Origin of the sequence: Pseudolabrys sp. (genome assembly GCF_035943735.1) — a bacterium.
In the GTDB taxonomy this organism is placed as follows: Bacteria; Pseudomonadota; Alphaproteobacteria; order Rhizobiales; family Xanthobacteraceae; genus Pseudolabrys.
Genome location: NZ_DASZBV010000009.1, coordinates 54,131 through 69,531 on the forward strand (window position 1 = coordinate 54,131; position 15,401 = coordinate 69,531).

The 15,401-nt window shown below is 66.5% G+C and carries 15 protein-coding genes; 3 read left to right on the plus strand and 12 right to left on the minus strand.

The genetic code is table 11. The annotated features are described in order from the left end of the window. Window positions 1-2: 2 nt before the first annotated feature. The gene (locus VGV41_RS06025) at window positions 3-314 is read right to left on the minus strand and encodes a cytochrome c (RefSeq protein ID WP_326862822.1); all 312 of its coding nucleotides are present in this window, start codon (window positions 312-314) and stop codon (window positions 3-5) included. Between the two features lie 45 nt (window positions 315-359). Further along, the gene (locus VGV41_RS06030; RefSeq protein ID WP_326862827.1) at window positions 360-3,206 is read right to left on the minus strand and encodes an EAL domain-containing protein; all 2,847 of its coding nucleotides are present in this window, start codon (window positions 3,204-3,206) and stop codon (window positions 360-362) included. Between the two features lie 181 nt (window positions 3,207-3,387). Between VGV41_RS06030 and VGV41_RS06035 the strand changes: the two genes are divergently transcribed. Then, window positions 3,388-3,747, plus strand: a complete 360-nt coding sequence (locus VGV41_RS06035; RefSeq protein ID WP_326862829.1) for a hypothetical protein — start codon at window positions 3,388-3,390, stop codon at window positions 3,745-3,747. A 10-nt stretch (window positions 3,748-3,757) separates the two neighbouring features. Here the strand turns inward: VGV41_RS06035 and VGV41_RS06040 are convergent, their stop codons facing one another. Next, entirely contained in the window at window positions 3,758-4,795 is a 1,038-nt protein-coding gene (locus VGV41_RS06040) for a hypothetical protein (RefSeq protein WP_326862830.1), read from the minus strand. 268 nt (window positions 4,796-5,063) lie between these two features. On the opposite strand from VGV41_RS06040, the gene VGV41_RS06045 reads away from it, so the two are divergent. Beyond that, a complete protein-coding gene (locus VGV41_RS06045) occupies window positions 5,064-5,225 on the plus strand; it encodes a hypothetical protein (protein ID WP_326862831.1) in 162 nt (53 codons plus the stop codon). 39 nt (window positions 5,226-5,264) lie between these two features. Here the strand turns inward: VGV41_RS06045 and VGV41_RS06050 are convergent, their stop codons facing one another. The 3 genes from VGV41_RS06050 to VGV41_RS06060 form a co-directional block, all read right to left on the minus strand. After that, the gene (locus tag VGV41_RS06050; protein ID WP_414705065.1) at window positions 5,265-6,314 is read right to left on the minus strand and encodes a cytochrome-c peroxidase; all 1,050 of its coding nucleotides are present in this window, start codon (window positions 6,312-6,314) and stop codon (window positions 5,265-5,267) included. 138 nt (window positions 6,315-6,452) lie between these two features. Next, window positions 6,453-7,286, minus strand: a complete 834-nt coding sequence (locus tag VGV41_RS06055) for an aldo/keto reductase (protein ID WP_326862832.1) — start codon at window positions 7,284-7,286, stop codon at window positions 6,453-6,455. A 93-nt stretch (window positions 7,287-7,379) separates the two neighbouring features. Continuing rightward, a complete protein-coding gene (locus VGV41_RS06060; RefSeq protein ID WP_326862833.1) occupies window positions 7,380-7,571 on the minus strand; it encodes a hypothetical protein in 192 nt (63 codons plus the stop codon). A 54-nt stretch (window positions 7,572-7,625) separates the two neighbouring features. Here VGV41_RS06060 and VGV41_RS06065 point away from each other — a divergent pair, with 54 nt between their 5' ends. After that, window positions 7,626-8,000 carry a hypothetical protein gene (locus VGV41_RS06065; protein ID WP_326862835.1) on the plus strand — a complete coding sequence of 125 codons (375 nt, stop codon included), beginning with the start codon at window positions 7,626-7,628 and terminating at the stop codon, window positions 7,998-8,000. Window positions 8,001-8,011: 11 nt separating this feature from the next. On the opposite strand, the gene VGV41_RS06070 is transcribed toward VGV41_RS06065, so the two are convergent. The 6 genes from VGV41_RS06070 to VGV41_RS06095 form a co-directional block, all read right to left on the minus strand. Beyond that, window positions 8,012-8,752 carry a GntR family transcriptional regulator gene (locus tag VGV41_RS06070; RefSeq protein WP_326862836.1) on the minus strand — a complete coding sequence of 247 codons (741 nt, stop codon included), beginning with the start codon at window positions 8,750-8,752 and terminating at the stop codon, window positions 8,012-8,014. A 41-nt stretch (window positions 8,753-8,793) separates the two neighbouring features. Then, window positions 8,794-10,428: a UbiD family decarboxylase gene (locus VGV41_RS06075; RefSeq protein ID WP_326862838.1), complete on the minus strand. Its 1,635-nt coding sequence runs from the start codon at window positions 10,426-10,428 to the stop codon at window positions 8,794-8,796. A gap of 57 nt (window positions 10,429-10,485) precedes the next feature. Next, window positions 10,486-11,301, minus strand: a complete 816-nt coding sequence (locus VGV41_RS06080; protein WP_326862902.1) for an FAD binding domain-containing protein — start codon at window positions 11,299-11,301, stop codon at window positions 10,486-10,488. Between the two features lie 9 nt (window positions 11,302-11,310). Then, window positions 11,311-11,802, minus strand: a complete 492-nt coding sequence (locus VGV41_RS06085) for a (2Fe-2S)-binding protein (RefSeq protein WP_326862839.1) — start codon at window positions 11,800-11,802, stop codon at window positions 11,311-11,313. Beyond that, window positions 11,799-14,165, minus strand: coding sequence for a xanthine dehydrogenase family protein molybdopterin-binding subunit (locus tag VGV41_RS06090; RefSeq protein ID WP_326862841.1), 2,367 nt, complete (start codon window positions 14,163-14,165; stop codon window positions 11,799-11,801). The genes VGV41_RS06085 and VGV41_RS06090 overlap by 4 nt, the downstream gene beginning before the upstream one ends. Before the next feature lie 70 nt (window positions 14,166-14,235). Then, window positions 14,236-15,162, minus strand: coding sequence for an ABC transporter substrate-binding protein (locus VGV41_RS06095; protein ID WP_326862843.1), 927 nt, complete (start codon window positions 15,160-15,162; stop codon window positions 14,236-14,238). Window positions 15,163-15,401 lie beyond the last annotated feature (239 nt).

Consider the following 15,401-nt stretch of genomic DNA (forward strand, 5'->3'; position numbering starts at 1 on the left):
CGCTATTGCTGGATCGTGCGCAGATAGGCGCTCGCGTCGTGGGCATCCTCGTCGCCGAACCTGAACTCCGGCATGTCCGGATGGCCGGACGATATCCCGCGCGCCAAAAGCCGCGGAAAATCGTCGAGGTCGAAGCTGCGGCCCAGCGTCCGGAACGGCGGCGCACCCTTGTGCCGGCTGCGGTCGTGCGAGCCGATGGCGTGGCACGAGCCGCAGAACTCCTGCAGCAACGCGCGGCCATGGCGCAACGGGTCCTGCGCGGACGCCGGCGCAGTCAGAAGGCCGAGGGCGATGAGGACGATAAGGACGCGCATGGCCGCCATCATGCGATCAAGAGCCGCGCCTCGCCTTGCGCAAGATCAAGCCGCCTCGCGCGCATTGAATTTGCGCAGCAGTCGCGCAACCTCGCTCACCGGCCGCGGCGGGCTGAACAGGAAGCCCTGCACCTGGTTGCAGCCTTCGACGCGCAGGATGTCGAGTTGCTCGTGCGTCTCGACGCCTTCGGCAACCGTCACCATGCCGATGTCGGCGCCGAGCTGCGTCACCGCGCGAATGATGGCGAGACAGTCGTCCTTCTTGCCGAGCTCGGAAATGAACGAGCGGTCGATCTTGATCTTGTCGAAGGGGAAGCTGCGCAGATAGCCGAGCGAGGAATAGCCGGTGCCGAAATCGTCCATCGAGATGCGCACGCCGAGCGCGCGGATCTGATGCAGCATGTCGATGACGGCGCGGTCGTCCTGCAACAGGACGGACTCGGTGATTTCCAATTCGAGCCGCTCGGCCGGCAGATTGACCGCACCGAGCGCCGAGACGATGGTCAGCGGCAGTGACGGATTGCGGAACTGCACCGCCGACAGGTTGACCGCTACGGTGATGTCGTCCGGCCAGGCGGTCGCGTCGCGGCAAGCTTGTTTCAGCACCCACTCGCCGAGCGTGCCGATCAGCCCGATCTCCTCGGCCACGGGAATGAAGACCCCGGGTGAGATCATGCCGCGCTGCGGGTGATTCCAGCGCACCAGCGCCTCGAAGCCGCGCACTTCGCCGCGCGCGACGTCGACGATGGGCTGGTAGTGCACCACGAATTCGCCGCCGGCAACCGCCTTGCGCAGATCGAGCTCCAGCGCATGGCGCTCCTGCATCTTCGCGTCCATCTCGGCCTGGAAAAAGTGGTAGCTGCCGCGGCCTCCGCTCTTGGCGCGGTAGAGCGCCATGTCGGCATTGCGCAGCAGATGGTCCGGCTCGCGGCCGTCGGTCGGCGCGACGGCGATGCCGACGCTGGCGCCGACCACGACCTGGTGGCCGAGCACGTCGAAGGGCTGCGCCATCAGCTCGATGATGCGCGCCGCGAGTTCGGACGCGTCGCTCGGCCGCGCGCCGTGCTGCACGATGGCGAATTCGTCGCCGCCGAGGCGGGCGACCGTGTCGCTGCCGCGCACGGCGGCGAGCAGACGCTGCGTGACCGCGCAAAGGAGCGCGTCGCCGACCGGATGGCCGAGCGTGTCGTTGACTGCCTTGAAGCGATCGAGATCGACGAACAGCACGGCGAGCTTGTCGCCATGGCCGAGCGCCTGCTCCATCTTCTCGCGGAACAGCACGCGGTTCGGCAGGTCGGTCAGCGCGTCGTGGCGCGCCATGTGCATGATCTGCGCCTCGGCCAACCGCCGCTCGGTGACGTCTTCGAAGGTCGCCACCCAGCCGCCGTTGCTGGTCGGGCTGTACACGCTGGCGATGATGCGGCCGTCGCCGAGCTCGTAATAGTGCGTGCCCGACTTCTGGCGGCTGATCATCTCCGCCTGCTCGCTCAGCACCTGCGTCGCGGCGGCGCCGTCATGATTGCCGCGCGCCGCGCTCAGTTCGAGGATCTGGCGGAAATTGACGCCGGGCGCGATCTGGTCGCGCGACAATTCGAAGATCTCGAAGAAACGGCGGTTCACCACCTCGAGCCGGTTCTGCGAATCGAACAGACAGAGACCCTGCGACATGTTGTCGAGCGCCGCGTCGAGACGCAGGTTGCTCTGCCGCAGCGTCGCTTCCTGCCGCTTGGCATGTGTGATGTCGCTGCCCACGACGATGAAGCCGCCGTCGCGAGTCGCGCTGCTGCTGATGCGCAGCCAGCGCCCGTCGGCCAGTTGCCAGTCTGGAGCCGGCGTGTCGCCGCTGCGGCACATCAGCATCCAGTCGGCGAGCATCGGATCGTGCAAGGCCGCCTTGAGCTCGGCGATCGGCGTCCCCGGCTTCAGATGCTCGAGCGCCAGCGACAGGAAGTCGGCGGCGCGTGCATTGGCGAGCGCGATGCGGTCTTCGGCGTCGACGACGACCACGGCCTCTTCCGAGCTTTCCAGCGCGTCGGCGAGCCGCGTCTGCGCCGAACGGCGCAGCGCCACCTCGCGGTCCATCATCTCCTTGATGTTGTCGCGCATCGCACTCATCGACGACAGCAGATCGCCAAGCTCGTCGGGACCGCCGTGCGGAATCACCACGTCGAGCCGGCCCGTCGCGATGCGTTCCGCCACGTGCGAGGCGGCGGCGACCGGACGCACGATGCGGCGGGTCAATTGCCAGGCGACGAGGCCCGACAGCAGAAGCGCCAGAACGGCGCCGCCGATATTGAGCTTGATGTCGCGCTCCACGGTGGCGCGGGCCGACTGGCGATACAGGAAGCCGTCGCCGGCGGTGTAGTTGATCAGCAGGTCGATCTCGTCGTTGACCTTCTTGGCGTAGCTGTCGAGCGTCTCCCAGCTGGCGTCGAGCTTGGTTTCGTCGGTCAGCCGGCGGCTGGTGCGCTGCCAATCCTCGACCGCCCGCTCGACCCGCGCCGCCGCCAGCCGCGCGCGCTGCGACTGCGAGCGTTGAACCGCAACGCCGAGATCTTCCTTCAGTGTCTCCGCGAGCTTGACGATATGCACGTTGAGCTGCGCGCGCATCTGCGGATCGTCCGCGATCCAGCGCCGCGCGAAAGCCGCGCGCATGGCGGCGAAATCGGCCGCCGCCGCGCGCGTGTAATTGATGGACATCAGAGATTCGTCGTAGGTCTTGCGCACCAGGACGCCGGCTTCCCGGATCGAGGTGACGGCGAAGCCGGCGAGCCCGGCGGTGATCAGCGTCATCACCGTGAAGGCGACGAGGATGCGGCCGCGGATAGTGCGCAGCGACGCCGCCGCGCGCGCGATCCTGCGCGGCGCGGGCGAGGTGCTCTTCGCCAGCATTGTTTCGATCGGGCCTGGAATCATCCCGTCCGCCTGCCCTTTTTTCGGCTCTGCAGCCTAAGGCGGGGCGGTTAAGGCAAGTTCAGTTCCAGACGCTATCCGTGCGGCTTCGTTAACGCGGCCTTAACCGCGTAAATCCACGCTGCAAATGAGAGCCCACGCGGCGAAAAGGCGGAAGTCCATGCGCATTGGCAGGCTGACGGACCGGATCAAAGTGGGGTTGAGCCTGGTGCTGATCGCCGGCTCGCTCACGGCGCTCGGCGTCATGGGCACGCTCGCCGCGCCTCAGTACACGGTGTCGCAGAAAGGGCGCGAGTTTCACCCGGGCCAACTGACCATCCACCCCGGCGAGGCCATCCTCATCGTCAATGACGACGGCGACCTGCGTCACCACGCCTATATCGATTCCGACAAGTTCAGCTTCGATTCCGGTGACCAGGAGCCCGGCAGCAAGACTCTGTTGACCATCCCGGTCGCCGGCGACTTCACCGTGCTCTGCGCCATCCATCCGAAGATGAGGCTGGTGGTGCACGTGAAATGACCACGCCGATCTATGTGATCGGCGTGCCGTACAGCACCGTGTGCGAGAGATAGTAGCAGGCCATGAACAGGGCCAGCGCCGCCGCATAGCCGACCGGCAGCAGGTACGGATAGCGGACCAGGTCGCGGCGCCCCCTGTCGTCGCCGATGATGGCGAACAGCACGACCACGATCAGCGTATGGCCGATGAGGTCGACCTTGCCGAAGGTGAAGACCGCGCCGAGAAACATCGGCGTCAGCATGATCGCACCGACGCGGCGGACGAGCGGCGTCCACACCAGCGAGAAGGCCAGCGCGAACTCCACGGCGCCGGCTGCACGCATGTAGAATTCGGAGTCGAAGCCCAGCGTCATGCCCGGGTGCTGGGCCAGCAGCGGATAGGTCCACTCCGGATAGGCCCATTTCTCGATCGACGCCCACATCAAAGTGATGCCGGCGCTCCAGCGCACGATGTCGATTGCCTTCACGCCAAAGAAGTCGCGCTGCAACCCCGCGAGCGCCAAATACACAGCGATGCCGAGAAAGATCGGATAGTCGGCCATGTGGAAGATGCCATACTCCCAGGTGCCGATGGCGTAGATGACGGCGATGCCGAGCGCCGACAGCGGCATTGTCCGGCGCGACAGCATGCCGGCGGCGATGCCGAGTTGCATGGCCCCGATGAGCGGCGAGTTCGTCTTCAGTTCGGGGGTGAGCAGGACGCCGCCGTAAGCCCAGATCGAGATGAAGAAGAAGGCCGTGCCGGCGCGGAACAGGAGTTCGGTCCGGTCACGCAGCGGATCGGTGACCCGGTCCATGGCCCGCTGCAGGGCAGCCCCGATATTGGTGCCCTCAAACAGGCAGCCGGCCAGGAGCGCCAGCAGCGACAGGCCGAACAGATACTCGAAATTCGGGGTCAGAACGTCCTCGAGCCCGCGCGGCTGAGCGTTGATGTTGTAGTTCACGAACCATTTGACATGGGCGCTCGCACTTTCCACGAGCAGCGCGTAGATCGGGAGAGCCAGCGCGGCAGCCATCAGAGGTTGTAATGATTTCAACGACTTACGCATGTACAAAGGCCTCCCCCGGCCCGACACATTCCAACTCGACTTCACGACCCGCTTGCGCTCGCCCCAGCAGCGAACTGAAGTTACTGTCTTTTTACCACAATCCAACGGTGTCCGGATGGGGGGTGGTAAAGTAATTTTTAACGATTGGTTAACTCTCGTCTCCGACGGCGGGCGCGGAGCGGCCGGCTGCAACCTTCCGGTAGGCAGTTCATTCTAAGGATAGGCCGCAACCGGCGCGTTTAATTGCCGGCAGACCCGGAGGCGGGGAATGATCGCAATCGTCAGCCTGATCAGTGTCGTTCTTGGCGGTGTGGCCGCCGTCCAGGCCGAGCGCTACCCGGCCTATGTCCAACTGATCGAAACGGTCGCCGGGGTGCTCCTGATCGGCGGCCTCGGCCTCATCGGCGCGGCTCTGCCGATCGCCGCCTAGGCGCCGGAGCTTCCTTCAAAGATCGATAGTGGCGCTCTGTCAGCGCGGCAGGGCGGTCAGCGCGACCGTCACCGGCGTCCCAGTGAGGGTGTGGAGGAACGCGATCAGATCGGCCTTGTTCTGCGCCGTGAGGCCGAGCGGCCGGACGTCCTCGGCCCGGCTCGGGCGGTCGATGCCGCCGCGATTATAGAGATCGATGACCTTCTCGAGCGTCGCCACCGAACCGTCATGCATGTAGGGCGCGCGGCGGTCGACGTCGCGCAAGGTCGGCGTCTTGAAGGCGTAGCGCAGCGATTCGGAGGTCGGGAAGAGGCGGCCGCGGCCGATGTCCTTGCCGGTGGCGACGCCGACGTCATGAAACGACGAGTCGGTGAACGACCAGCCGGAATGGCAGGCGGAGCAGTGCGCCTTGCCGTTGAACAGGTCGAAGCCGCGCTTGGCCGCAGCGCTGATCGCGGTCTTGTCGCCGTTGATCCAGCGGTCGAACGGCGCTTCGCCGGCCACGATCGATCGCTCGAAGGTCGCGAGCGCCAGCTCGATATTGTGCTTGCTGACGCCGGTATCGCCGAAGGCCGTGTGGAACGCCTTGACGTAGCCGGGAATCGCCGAGAGCCGCGCAATCAGCTCCTTCTCCGGCATGTTCATGATGCCGGGATTGGTGATCGGCCCGAAGGCGACGCTTTCGAGATCGCGGAAGTGGCCGTCCCAGCCGAGCTTCGGCGTCCAGGCGACATTGAGCAAAGTCGGCGTGCGCACCGCCATCGGCTCCATGTTCGCGCCGACGCCGCGCGGCAGGCCGTCCTGCCACGACAGCGCCGGGTTATGGCAACTGGCGCACGCCTGCGTTTTCGTGCCGGACAGCACCGGATCGAAGAACAGCATGCGGCCGAGATGCGCCTTGGCTTCGGAATAGGGATCGCTCGCCGGAAACGGGATCTCGGACGGCCGCCGGTACTCGGCCATTACCTTGGCGCGAGCGGGCGTGGCGCCATCGTCTGACCGCGACACGACCGTGCCGGCGACAAGGACGACCATGCCGGCGGCAAGGCTCGCCAGGCCGGTGATCGTCGTTATCGTACTCGTCCGCATCCACGCCTCGTTAACCATCCGCGCGGCTACGTGCAGAAACCTGCACGGCTTGCGCGTTCGGCCAGACGATAATCGCGGCTGATTAGCGGGTTCTAAATGCCGCGGCGCAAACCGTGCGGCAATCCGGCGCGGGGCGGCTCAGTCCCAGCCGCCGGCGACGCGGCCCACCGGGTTCGCGACACGGCCATCGGCGCGCTTGAGCGCCGAAATGCGCCGCATCTCGTCGTCGCCGAGTTCGAAATCGAACACATTATAATTGTCGGCGATACGCTGTGGATTCGACGAGAACGGGATCGACGCCACGTTCTGCTGCAGCAGCCAGCGCAGTGCGATCTGGGCGACGCTGCGGCCGTGGCGCTGCGCGATCTCGGCCAGCACGGCGTCGCCGAACAGCCGGCCGCGGCCGAGCGGACAGTAGGCCACATAGACGAGGCCGCGCTCGCGCACGGCGGCGAGCAGCTTCGACTGGTCGAGGTACGGGTGGTACTCGGCCTGCAACACCGCCAGCGGCTCGGGGCACAGCGCGATCGCCTGATCGAGCAGCGCGATATTGAAATTGGCGACGCCGATGTGCCGCGCCAGTCCCTCGCGTTTGGCCCTGGCGAGCGCCGGCATCGTCTCGGTGAGCGGGATCTGCGGATTGGGCCAATGGACTAACAGGAGATCGACGTAATCGACGCCCAGTGCGGCGAGGCTCTGATCGACCGAGCGTGCGAAATCGTCCGGCCGCAGGTTCTCGTGCGAGACTTTCGTGGTGAGAAAGATGTCGCCGCGCGGCAGGCCCGACGCGCGCATCGCTTCGCCCACCGCCGGCTCGGTGCCGTATTTGCGCGCGGTGTCGATGTGGCGATAGCCGGCCGCGAGCGCAGCCACCACGGTTTCGGGCGACATGCCGCCGGTCATTGGCGAGGTGCCGAAACCCACGGCCGGAACGGCGGCGCCATGGGCGGAAAAGGCGGGTGCTGCAGGCATGCGCGGCTCCGGGACGACAATGGCCGCGATGCGCGGCCATGTCCGTACGTAACGGAGACCGCCGGGCGAACTCAAGCCCCGTGCGTCAGAGCGCTAGAGCAGGGCGGGCAGCGCGCCGATGATGAGCGCAAAACCGATGACCGTGACAACCAGGATGGCCAGCACGTAAGTCTGACCGACCACCCAGCTCGACAGGATGGCGGGCGACTTGCCGTAGCGCGGGCGCGCTACCACGACCATGCCAATGCCCGCAGCCAGACAGATCAGGCCGTAGACACCTCCCATAACGCCGCCCATTGCCGCCCCCCGCGTTCTCGTGTCCGGCGATGCGTATGCCAAATGGCGCGGCAAATCGGCATAATTTCCGTGTTAATTCTCAACGGCCGGGCGCCGCGGAATTCAGGTCAAGCAGCGCTGCCCTGCGGCTTTGCAAATTTGCCGCTGGTATCCCGCTCCGGTTCGGACATATCTATAGGCGAGCTTGGCCAGCAGGATGGCGCACCGGACGGCAAGCAGCCGGGCGCGACGGGGGGAGACATGCTCGCGCCACTCATCGGCACGATCGGCGCCGCCGCTGCGATCGGCGGCGGGATCGTCGCCAATCAATCGCGATACAACGCAGCCAAGGCCGCGCTCTCTGAATTGATCGGCGGGCTGCTGCTGGTCGGAGGATTGGCCACGCTGGGCGCCGCGCTGAGCTTCGCCAACGGCTGAGCGCCGCCGCCTCAGCGCAGGGCAGAAATCGCGGAATTGTTGACGTGCTCGATTGCCGCCGCGCGCGCCCGCGCGGTGTCGCGGCGCTGGATCGCCTTCATCAAGGCCTCGATCTCCTTGATGCTCTGCGCATGCCGCTCCTTGCGCACCAGCGAGCGCTTGCGCAGGCTCGAGGTGCGCAGCACCAGGCGGTTGATCATGTCGAAGGCGATCTGGTTTTTCGCGCCGGCGCAGATGCGGTCGTAGAAGTCGCGCTTGGCGGCGACGATGTCCGCGAGGACGCCGCCGCGGTAGGCCTTCTTAAGCCTTTCGCTTTCCTCGACGAGCTCTTCGATTTGCGCGTCGCTCGCCTGCTCGATGAACTGCTCCACCGCCAGGGCCTCGAGCACCGAGCGGAGACGGTAGATGTTCTTGGCATCCTCGACCGAGATCGAGCTGACCGACAGGCCGCGGCTCGAATTGTATTCGAGGATGCCTTCGGCCTGCACTTCACGCAGCGCCTCGCGCAGCGAGGTGCGACTGACGCCAAGCTGCTCGCACAGATCCTTTTCGATCAGGCGCTGGCCGGGGACGAGCACGCCGGTCTCGATGGCGCTGCGCAGCGCGGCGATGATCTTGTTGCGCAGCGGCGCCGACGCCTGCTGCACCGGCTGCAGGCGGACGCCGAGAACGGGCGCCACCCGCTCGCTGCGAGCGGGGTCCGCCGCCAAAGCCGAGGCAAGCACCGGCCGGCCGGCCCGACGCTTCACCATCCTGCTCGCCCCGTTGGCCATTGGCTCCCGAAGTCCCCGTCCTAGCCTTTGGTCTTTTCGACCGAGCGCACCGGCGTCTCCGGCTTCAAATTCCCATGCCGCCGGGCATAAGTCGATTCGCCGTTTTTGCGCCAGTCGCCGGCGACCGCGGCGTCGGCGAAGTCCGCCCATTGCTGCGTCCAGTCGCCGAGCTGATAGCCGTGCCACGGCGCCTGCGGCGTGATGCGCGGCAGACCGATCTCTTCCCAGATCGCCTTGGCGCGGCTCATGTACTGCTCCGCCGGCAAAGCCAGCGGCGGCATGTCGTGCTTGAGCGTCGCGTCGATCAAGAGCGTGCCCTCCGTCGGGGCGCGGCCCGATTTCGGTCCGTGGCCGCTCGTGCGGTAGGGCGTGACGTGCAGGTCCTCGAGGAAGTTGGAGCGATAGGCCAGCGACCAGAAGATCGCGTCGGCGTTCTCCGGCTGGATGTCCTCCGACACGGCGATCACCAGCTTGCCGCACTGCGCCTGCAGATTTGCCGCGCCCTGCATGCCGCGCCAGACCTCCGTCCGCGGCGTGCCGCGCGCGAATTGCAGGAAGATCACCTTGCGCAGATTGGTCAGCGGCTCGTGCATGACCACGCGCGTGATGCCGCGGATGCCGAGCGCGTGCTGCAGGTGCTCGAGATACATCGGCTCGTAGGCGACTTTCTTGAGCACCGAGGACTCGCTCGGCGTCACCTGGCTGACGATCGAGATGAAGACCGGCTTGCGCTTGCGCGTGATCGCGGTCACGCGCATCGACATGTTGTAGTCCTCGAGCGCGACGTGACCGTGGCTCTCGCCGAACGGCCCTTCCGGCTCGAGGAGGTCGGTGTCGATCAGGCCCTCGATGACGATCTCCGAATCCGCCGGCACGACGAGATCGACCGTCTTGCAGTGCACGGTGCGGACCGGACGACCCATCAGGCCGCCGGCGACCGCCATCTCGTCGACGTCGATGCCGAGCTTCTGCGGGCCGGTGAACAGCACCGCCGGCGCGCAGCCGATGACGATGGCGCAGGGCATCGGCTGGCCGAGCTTCTTGTATTTCTCCCAGTGCAGATAACCGCCGGCGCCGCTCAGGCGCGAGGCCATGCGCACGCCGAGCCGGTCGTTCGCCTTCAGCGCGGCGCGATAGGTGCCCATGTTCTGGATGTTGTTGTCGGGATCTTTGGTCACGCACAACGTCGCCGTCAGATACGGCGCCGAGTCGAAGCCCGGCGTCGACACCGGCACCGGCAGCGCGGCGAGCCCTTCCTTCTTCAGGTCGTCGCCGGTGATCACGACGTCCTGGCACGGCGCATCGTTGACCGGGATCGGCGGGATCGGCGCCGCCATCGCCTTCACCCAGACGCGGCCAATCTCGGACACCGGCACGCCGAGCCCGGCGGCATAAATCTCGGGCGAGGCGGCCAAGCCGCCGACCAGCACCGGGATGTCGTATTTTTCGCCGTGCGCGCCGACGACGTTGGTGAACAGGAACGCGCGCCGCTCCTCGTCGCGCAATCCGCCCTGGAATTGCCAGCGCGCCAAAGGATGCAGTTCCGAGTCCTTGTCGATCGGCTTGTCGATGCGGGTGACGAGGCCGCGCGCGGTGAGGCGGGCGAGATGTTCCTGCAGATCGGCGGGAGCGTCGGTGGCGGCGGGTGAACTCATGAGAGGTCTCCGGTGTGGCACGCCTGTGCCGTCAGCGTCGCGGCGCATCGGCCGCGACTACTTGTAGGACTGCGCGCTTCCGAGGTGAGTCATGGCGCGGCGCGCCATCACGTGAACGAGGTGGGCGCGATATTCCTTGGTCGCGATCAGATCCTCGAGCAGCGTCGACGGATCGACGGTGAGGCCCTCGAGCGCCTCGGCGCGGAAGTCCTTGGCCAGTGCCTGCTCGAAGTTCGTCGCCCTGAACACGCCCCGCGCCCCGGCGCCGGTGACGGCGACGCGCACGTCCTTGCCCTTGCGCGAGATGAAGACGCCGGCGATGGAATAGCGCGACGCCGGATGACGGAATTTCGCGTAACCCGCGGCATCCGGAATCGGAAACACGATACGGGTGATGATTTCGTCCGGCTCGAGCGCGGTCTCGAACAGACTGACGAAATAGTCGTCGGCAGCAAGCTCGCGCCGGTCGGTGACGATGGTCGCGCCGAGACCCAGCGCCGCGGCCGGATAGTCCGCCGCCGGATCGTTGTTGGCGAGCGAACCGCCGATGGTGCCGCGGTTGCGCACGTGCCGGTCGCCGATCGAGCCGGCAAGTCCCGCCAGCGCGGGGATCTTCGTTTGCACGGCCTCCGACGCCGCGACCTCGGCGTGCAACGTGGTGGCGCCGATGGTGATGGCGTCGGCCGACGCCGCGATGCCGCGCAGGCCGTCGATCCGCGTGAGATCGATGACGACCGGCGGCCGCGCCAGCCCCTGCTTCATGGTCGGCAGCAGCGTGTGGCCGCCCGACAGGAACGACGCCTCGTCGTTCTTTTCGCGCAACGTGCGCGCCTCGGCCAGCGACGTCGGACGCAACAGGCGGAACGGCTGCATGACCATGGTTCAGCCCTCCACCCTGTCGCGCGGGGTCACTTCACCGCGCGCGACGGCGAGGATCGCCTCGACGATGTTGTGGTAGCCGGTGCAACGGCAGAGATTGCCCTCCATCTCCTCGCGCACGATGGCTTCGGTCAGTTCGCCTTTGTAGGTCTCGACCAGGTTGGTGGCCGCCATCACCATTCCAGGCGTGCAGTAACCGCATTGCAGTCCGTGCAGGTCGCGGAAGGCTTGCTGCATCGGACTGAGCAGGCCGTCTTTGGCCAGACCTTCGATGGTCGTCACGTTCGCGCCTTCGGCATGCGCCGCGAGGACAGTGCAGGACTTGACCGACTTGCCATCGAGTTGGACGACGCAGCAGCCGCATTGCGTCGTGTCGCAGCCGATATGCGTGCCGGTGAGCCCGAGATGCTCGCGCAGGAAGAACGCGAGCAGCGTCTCGTCAGGCACGTCCTTAGACACGGGCGCGCCGTTGACCGTCATCGAGACAACCGTCATGCGCGCGCCTCCTTCTGCCTCTGGAGGCCCTGCTGAATGATCGTCCAGACCTTGAGCGAGGTAATCGGCAATTCAAGTTCGAATGGCCGGAACTCTTTGAGGCCATCCTCGACCGCGCTCATGATCACGGCGGGCGCGGGCGTCGTGCCGCCCTCGCCGCCGGCCTTCACGCCGAACGGATTGGTCGGCGACAGCACTTCGACGATCTGCGTCTTGAAGCTCGGCAGGTTGTCGAAGCGTGGCATCCCGTAGTCCATGAGCGAGCCGGAGGTCGGAATGCCCGATCCCGGATCGATATGGCACTCCTCCCACATCGCCTGGCCGACGCCCTGGGCGATGCCGCCATGCGTCTGACCGTGCACAATCAGGGGATTGATGCAGCGGCCGACGTCGTCGACCGTCGCATAGCGCACGATGTCGAGCGCGCCGGTCTCGATGTCGATTTCGATCTCGCAACTGCAGGCGCCGTTCGGAAACACCGGCGTGTGCATCTCGTTGTCGCGCCGCACCTTGAGATCGCCGCGCAGCTCGACGGGAATGTCGGGACCGTTCGACCGCCCGGCAAGGTCGAACCAGCTCAGCGAGACGTTGCGGTCGGCAAGGCGGAAAATGCCGTCCTCGAAATTCACGTCCTCGACGGGCACGCCGAAGATATGCGCGGCGAGCTTTTCGCCCTTGCTGATGAGGTCGCCGCTGGCTAGCGCAATCACCGTGCTGGCGTGGCGCATCGAGCGGCCGGAATGCGTGCCGCCGCCGGCGGACACGATGTCGGTGTCGCCGAGGGTCACGTTGACGCTCTCGAACGGCAGGCCAAGCAGGTCCGCGGTCACCTGGGCAAAGCTCGTCTCGTGCCCCTGCCCCGCCGGCTGCGTGCCGATCACGAGCTCGACGCTCTTGGCATGAATGATCAGGTCGGCGCGCTCCTTGGGCGATCCGATCGAGGACTCGACGTAGTTCGCGAATCCCACGCCCAGGATCTTGCCGCGGCTGCGCGCCTCCTTGCGCCGCTCCTCGACGCCGGCCCAGTCCGCCAGCGCGAGAAGGCGATCCATGTTCGCTTCGTACTCGCCGCTGTCGTAGGTCATGCCAGTCGCGTTGGGGTACGGCATCTGCGCCGGCGTCACGAGATTGCGCCGACGCAAGTCGAGCCGGTCGAAGCCCAATTCGCGCGCCGCCTTGTCGATCAGGCGCTCGATGGCGAAGGTCACTTCGGGGCGTCCCGAGCTGCGATAGGCCTGCGTCGGCATCGTATTGGTGTAGACCGCCTGCGCATGCAGCGTGGCGTACGGTATGTTGTACGAGCCGGTGATGAGACCCGACCCCTTGCTCAGCGGTGACAGCGACACGCAGCGCGAGCCGACATTGCTCAGGTTCGCCGTCTTGACGGCGAGAAACTTGCCGTCCTTGTCGAGGGCGAGGGAGATGTCGACGAACAGATCGCGGCCCTGATAGTCGGTCAGGAAGGACTCGGATCGTTCGGCGCGGAATTTCACCGGCTTGCCGAGCTTCTTCGAGGCGTAGCAGACGAGCGGGAACTCGACGAAGGTTCGGTTGCGCGTGCCGAAGTTGCCGCCGATGTCGAGGGCGATGATGCGCACGGTCTCCGGCTCGACATCGAGCACCCCGGCGATCTCGTGTTTCTGCCTCACAGCGCCGCCCGAGCCGGCATACAGCGTGTAGCGACCGTCGGCGGGGTCGTAGAACCCCAGCGACGCGCGCGGCTCCAGCGGCACGCCGGTGACGCGGCCGATATGCGTCTGCAGCGACACGACGTGCGCGGCGCGCGCGAAAGCCTTCTCGGTATTCTCCGCATCGCCGAATTTGGCGTCGACGAGCACGTTGTCCTGCATTTCGTCGTAAAGCTTCGGCGCGTCGGCACTGAGCGATTCGCGCGAATCCGCCACCGACGGCAGCGGCTCGTAGTCGACCTCCACTGCTTCCGCCGCCGCATAAGCCTGCGCCCGCGTTTCGGCCACGACCATGGCGACGGCCTCGCCGACATGCCGCGCCTTGTCGGGCGGCAGCACGTCATGCGCCCCGATGAAGACCGGCGTGCCGCCACGCCCGGTCAGCTTCACGTCGTACTTCGTCGACGGAACCGGGCTGTGCGGAATGGGCTTCAGCCCGTCGGCGATGCAATCGGCACCGGTGTAGACTGCGAGCACGCCGGGCATCGCCAGCGCCGCGGTCTTGTCGATGCCGTTGATCCTGGCGTGCGGATGCGGCGAGCGCACCATCGCCGCCCACACCTGCCCCGGCAGGTTGAAGTCGTCGGTGAAGTGGCCCTTGCCGGTCAGAAGACGCAGGTCCTCCTTGCGGCGCAACGGCTTGCCGACGGCTTTGAAGGCCCGCTCGTTCAGCATCGCGATTTCTCCCGGCCCATGGTTTGTATTATTGTCATACAAACTCGTTCCCGGCAAGCGCCGCCTCCGGTCAGGAGGCGGTCGCCGCCTTGTAGAACGCCAGATCGAGATACTTGTCGATGTCGCTGAGCTGCTTGCCGCCGCCGTAGCGCGAGCGCAGGTCGAGCACGGTCTTCATGCCGTCGCGCAGGATCTCCGCGCGCGGCGTCAGGCCGGAGCGCGGCGACAGCAGGCTCGTCATCACGGCGTCGACCACGCCGGGCTTGATCTCCGGCATCTTCGCCTGCAGCAGCGCCGCGGCCGCCGCGCGGTTCTCCGGCGCGAGCGTCCAGTCGAGGCCCTTGAGATAGCCGCGGATAAAGGCGGTCACGGCGCCGGCGTTCTTGCTGGCCCAGCTCTCGCGCGCGGCGACGATGCCGCCTTGATAGGCCGGGAAGGTCTGCGTGCTGGTGCGCAGCACGCGGAAGCCGGCGGCAGTGGCGATGCTGGTGAACGGCTCGATGGTCATCGTGGCGACATGCTGGCCGCTCTTGACCGACGCCCAGCGCTCCGGCGTGGCGCCGACGGCGACGCGCTCGTAGTCCTTGATCGACAACCCGAGTTCCTCGAGCATCGCATAGAGCACGAAGGCGAAGCCGGTGCCGACCGCGTCGAGCGCCAAGGTCTTGCCGCGCAGGTCGCCCGCGGTCTTGATCTGCGGCGCGACGATGGCGCTGAGCTCGACCTGGGTCGCGCCCATGATCACGCGGAAGTCCGGCACGCTGTCGAATTTCACCGCGCCCATGCCCTCGCGATAGGCCACGATGTTGTCGAAGGCGGTGAAGGCGATGTCGAACTCGCCGGCGTGCAAGCGCTCGATCTGCGACACCGAGCTCGGCGTCGTCGACAGCACGACGTTGAGCCCCTGCGCGGAGAAATGGCCATGCTCCAGCGCGGCAAAGACCGGCAGGTTCGGCGCGCCGGGAAAGGCAATGACCTTGATCTCCTGAGTGCTCATCGATCGATCCTTACTGGCGTGAGAAAATCCGCGGCGGCGTGGCGTTACCGCCCGAATACCCGATGGGCGCGAGCGGCCCGGGTAGACGGCGGCGGGTTTGTATGACAATCATACATGCAAGGAAAGGGCTCTCCCGCGCACGCGGGTTCGCTGCCCGACAGAGCCGGCGAACCATGCCCGGCCCCAGGAGGAACACCGCAATACGGCGCACACGCGCCGCGACCCCCCATCCGATAAGC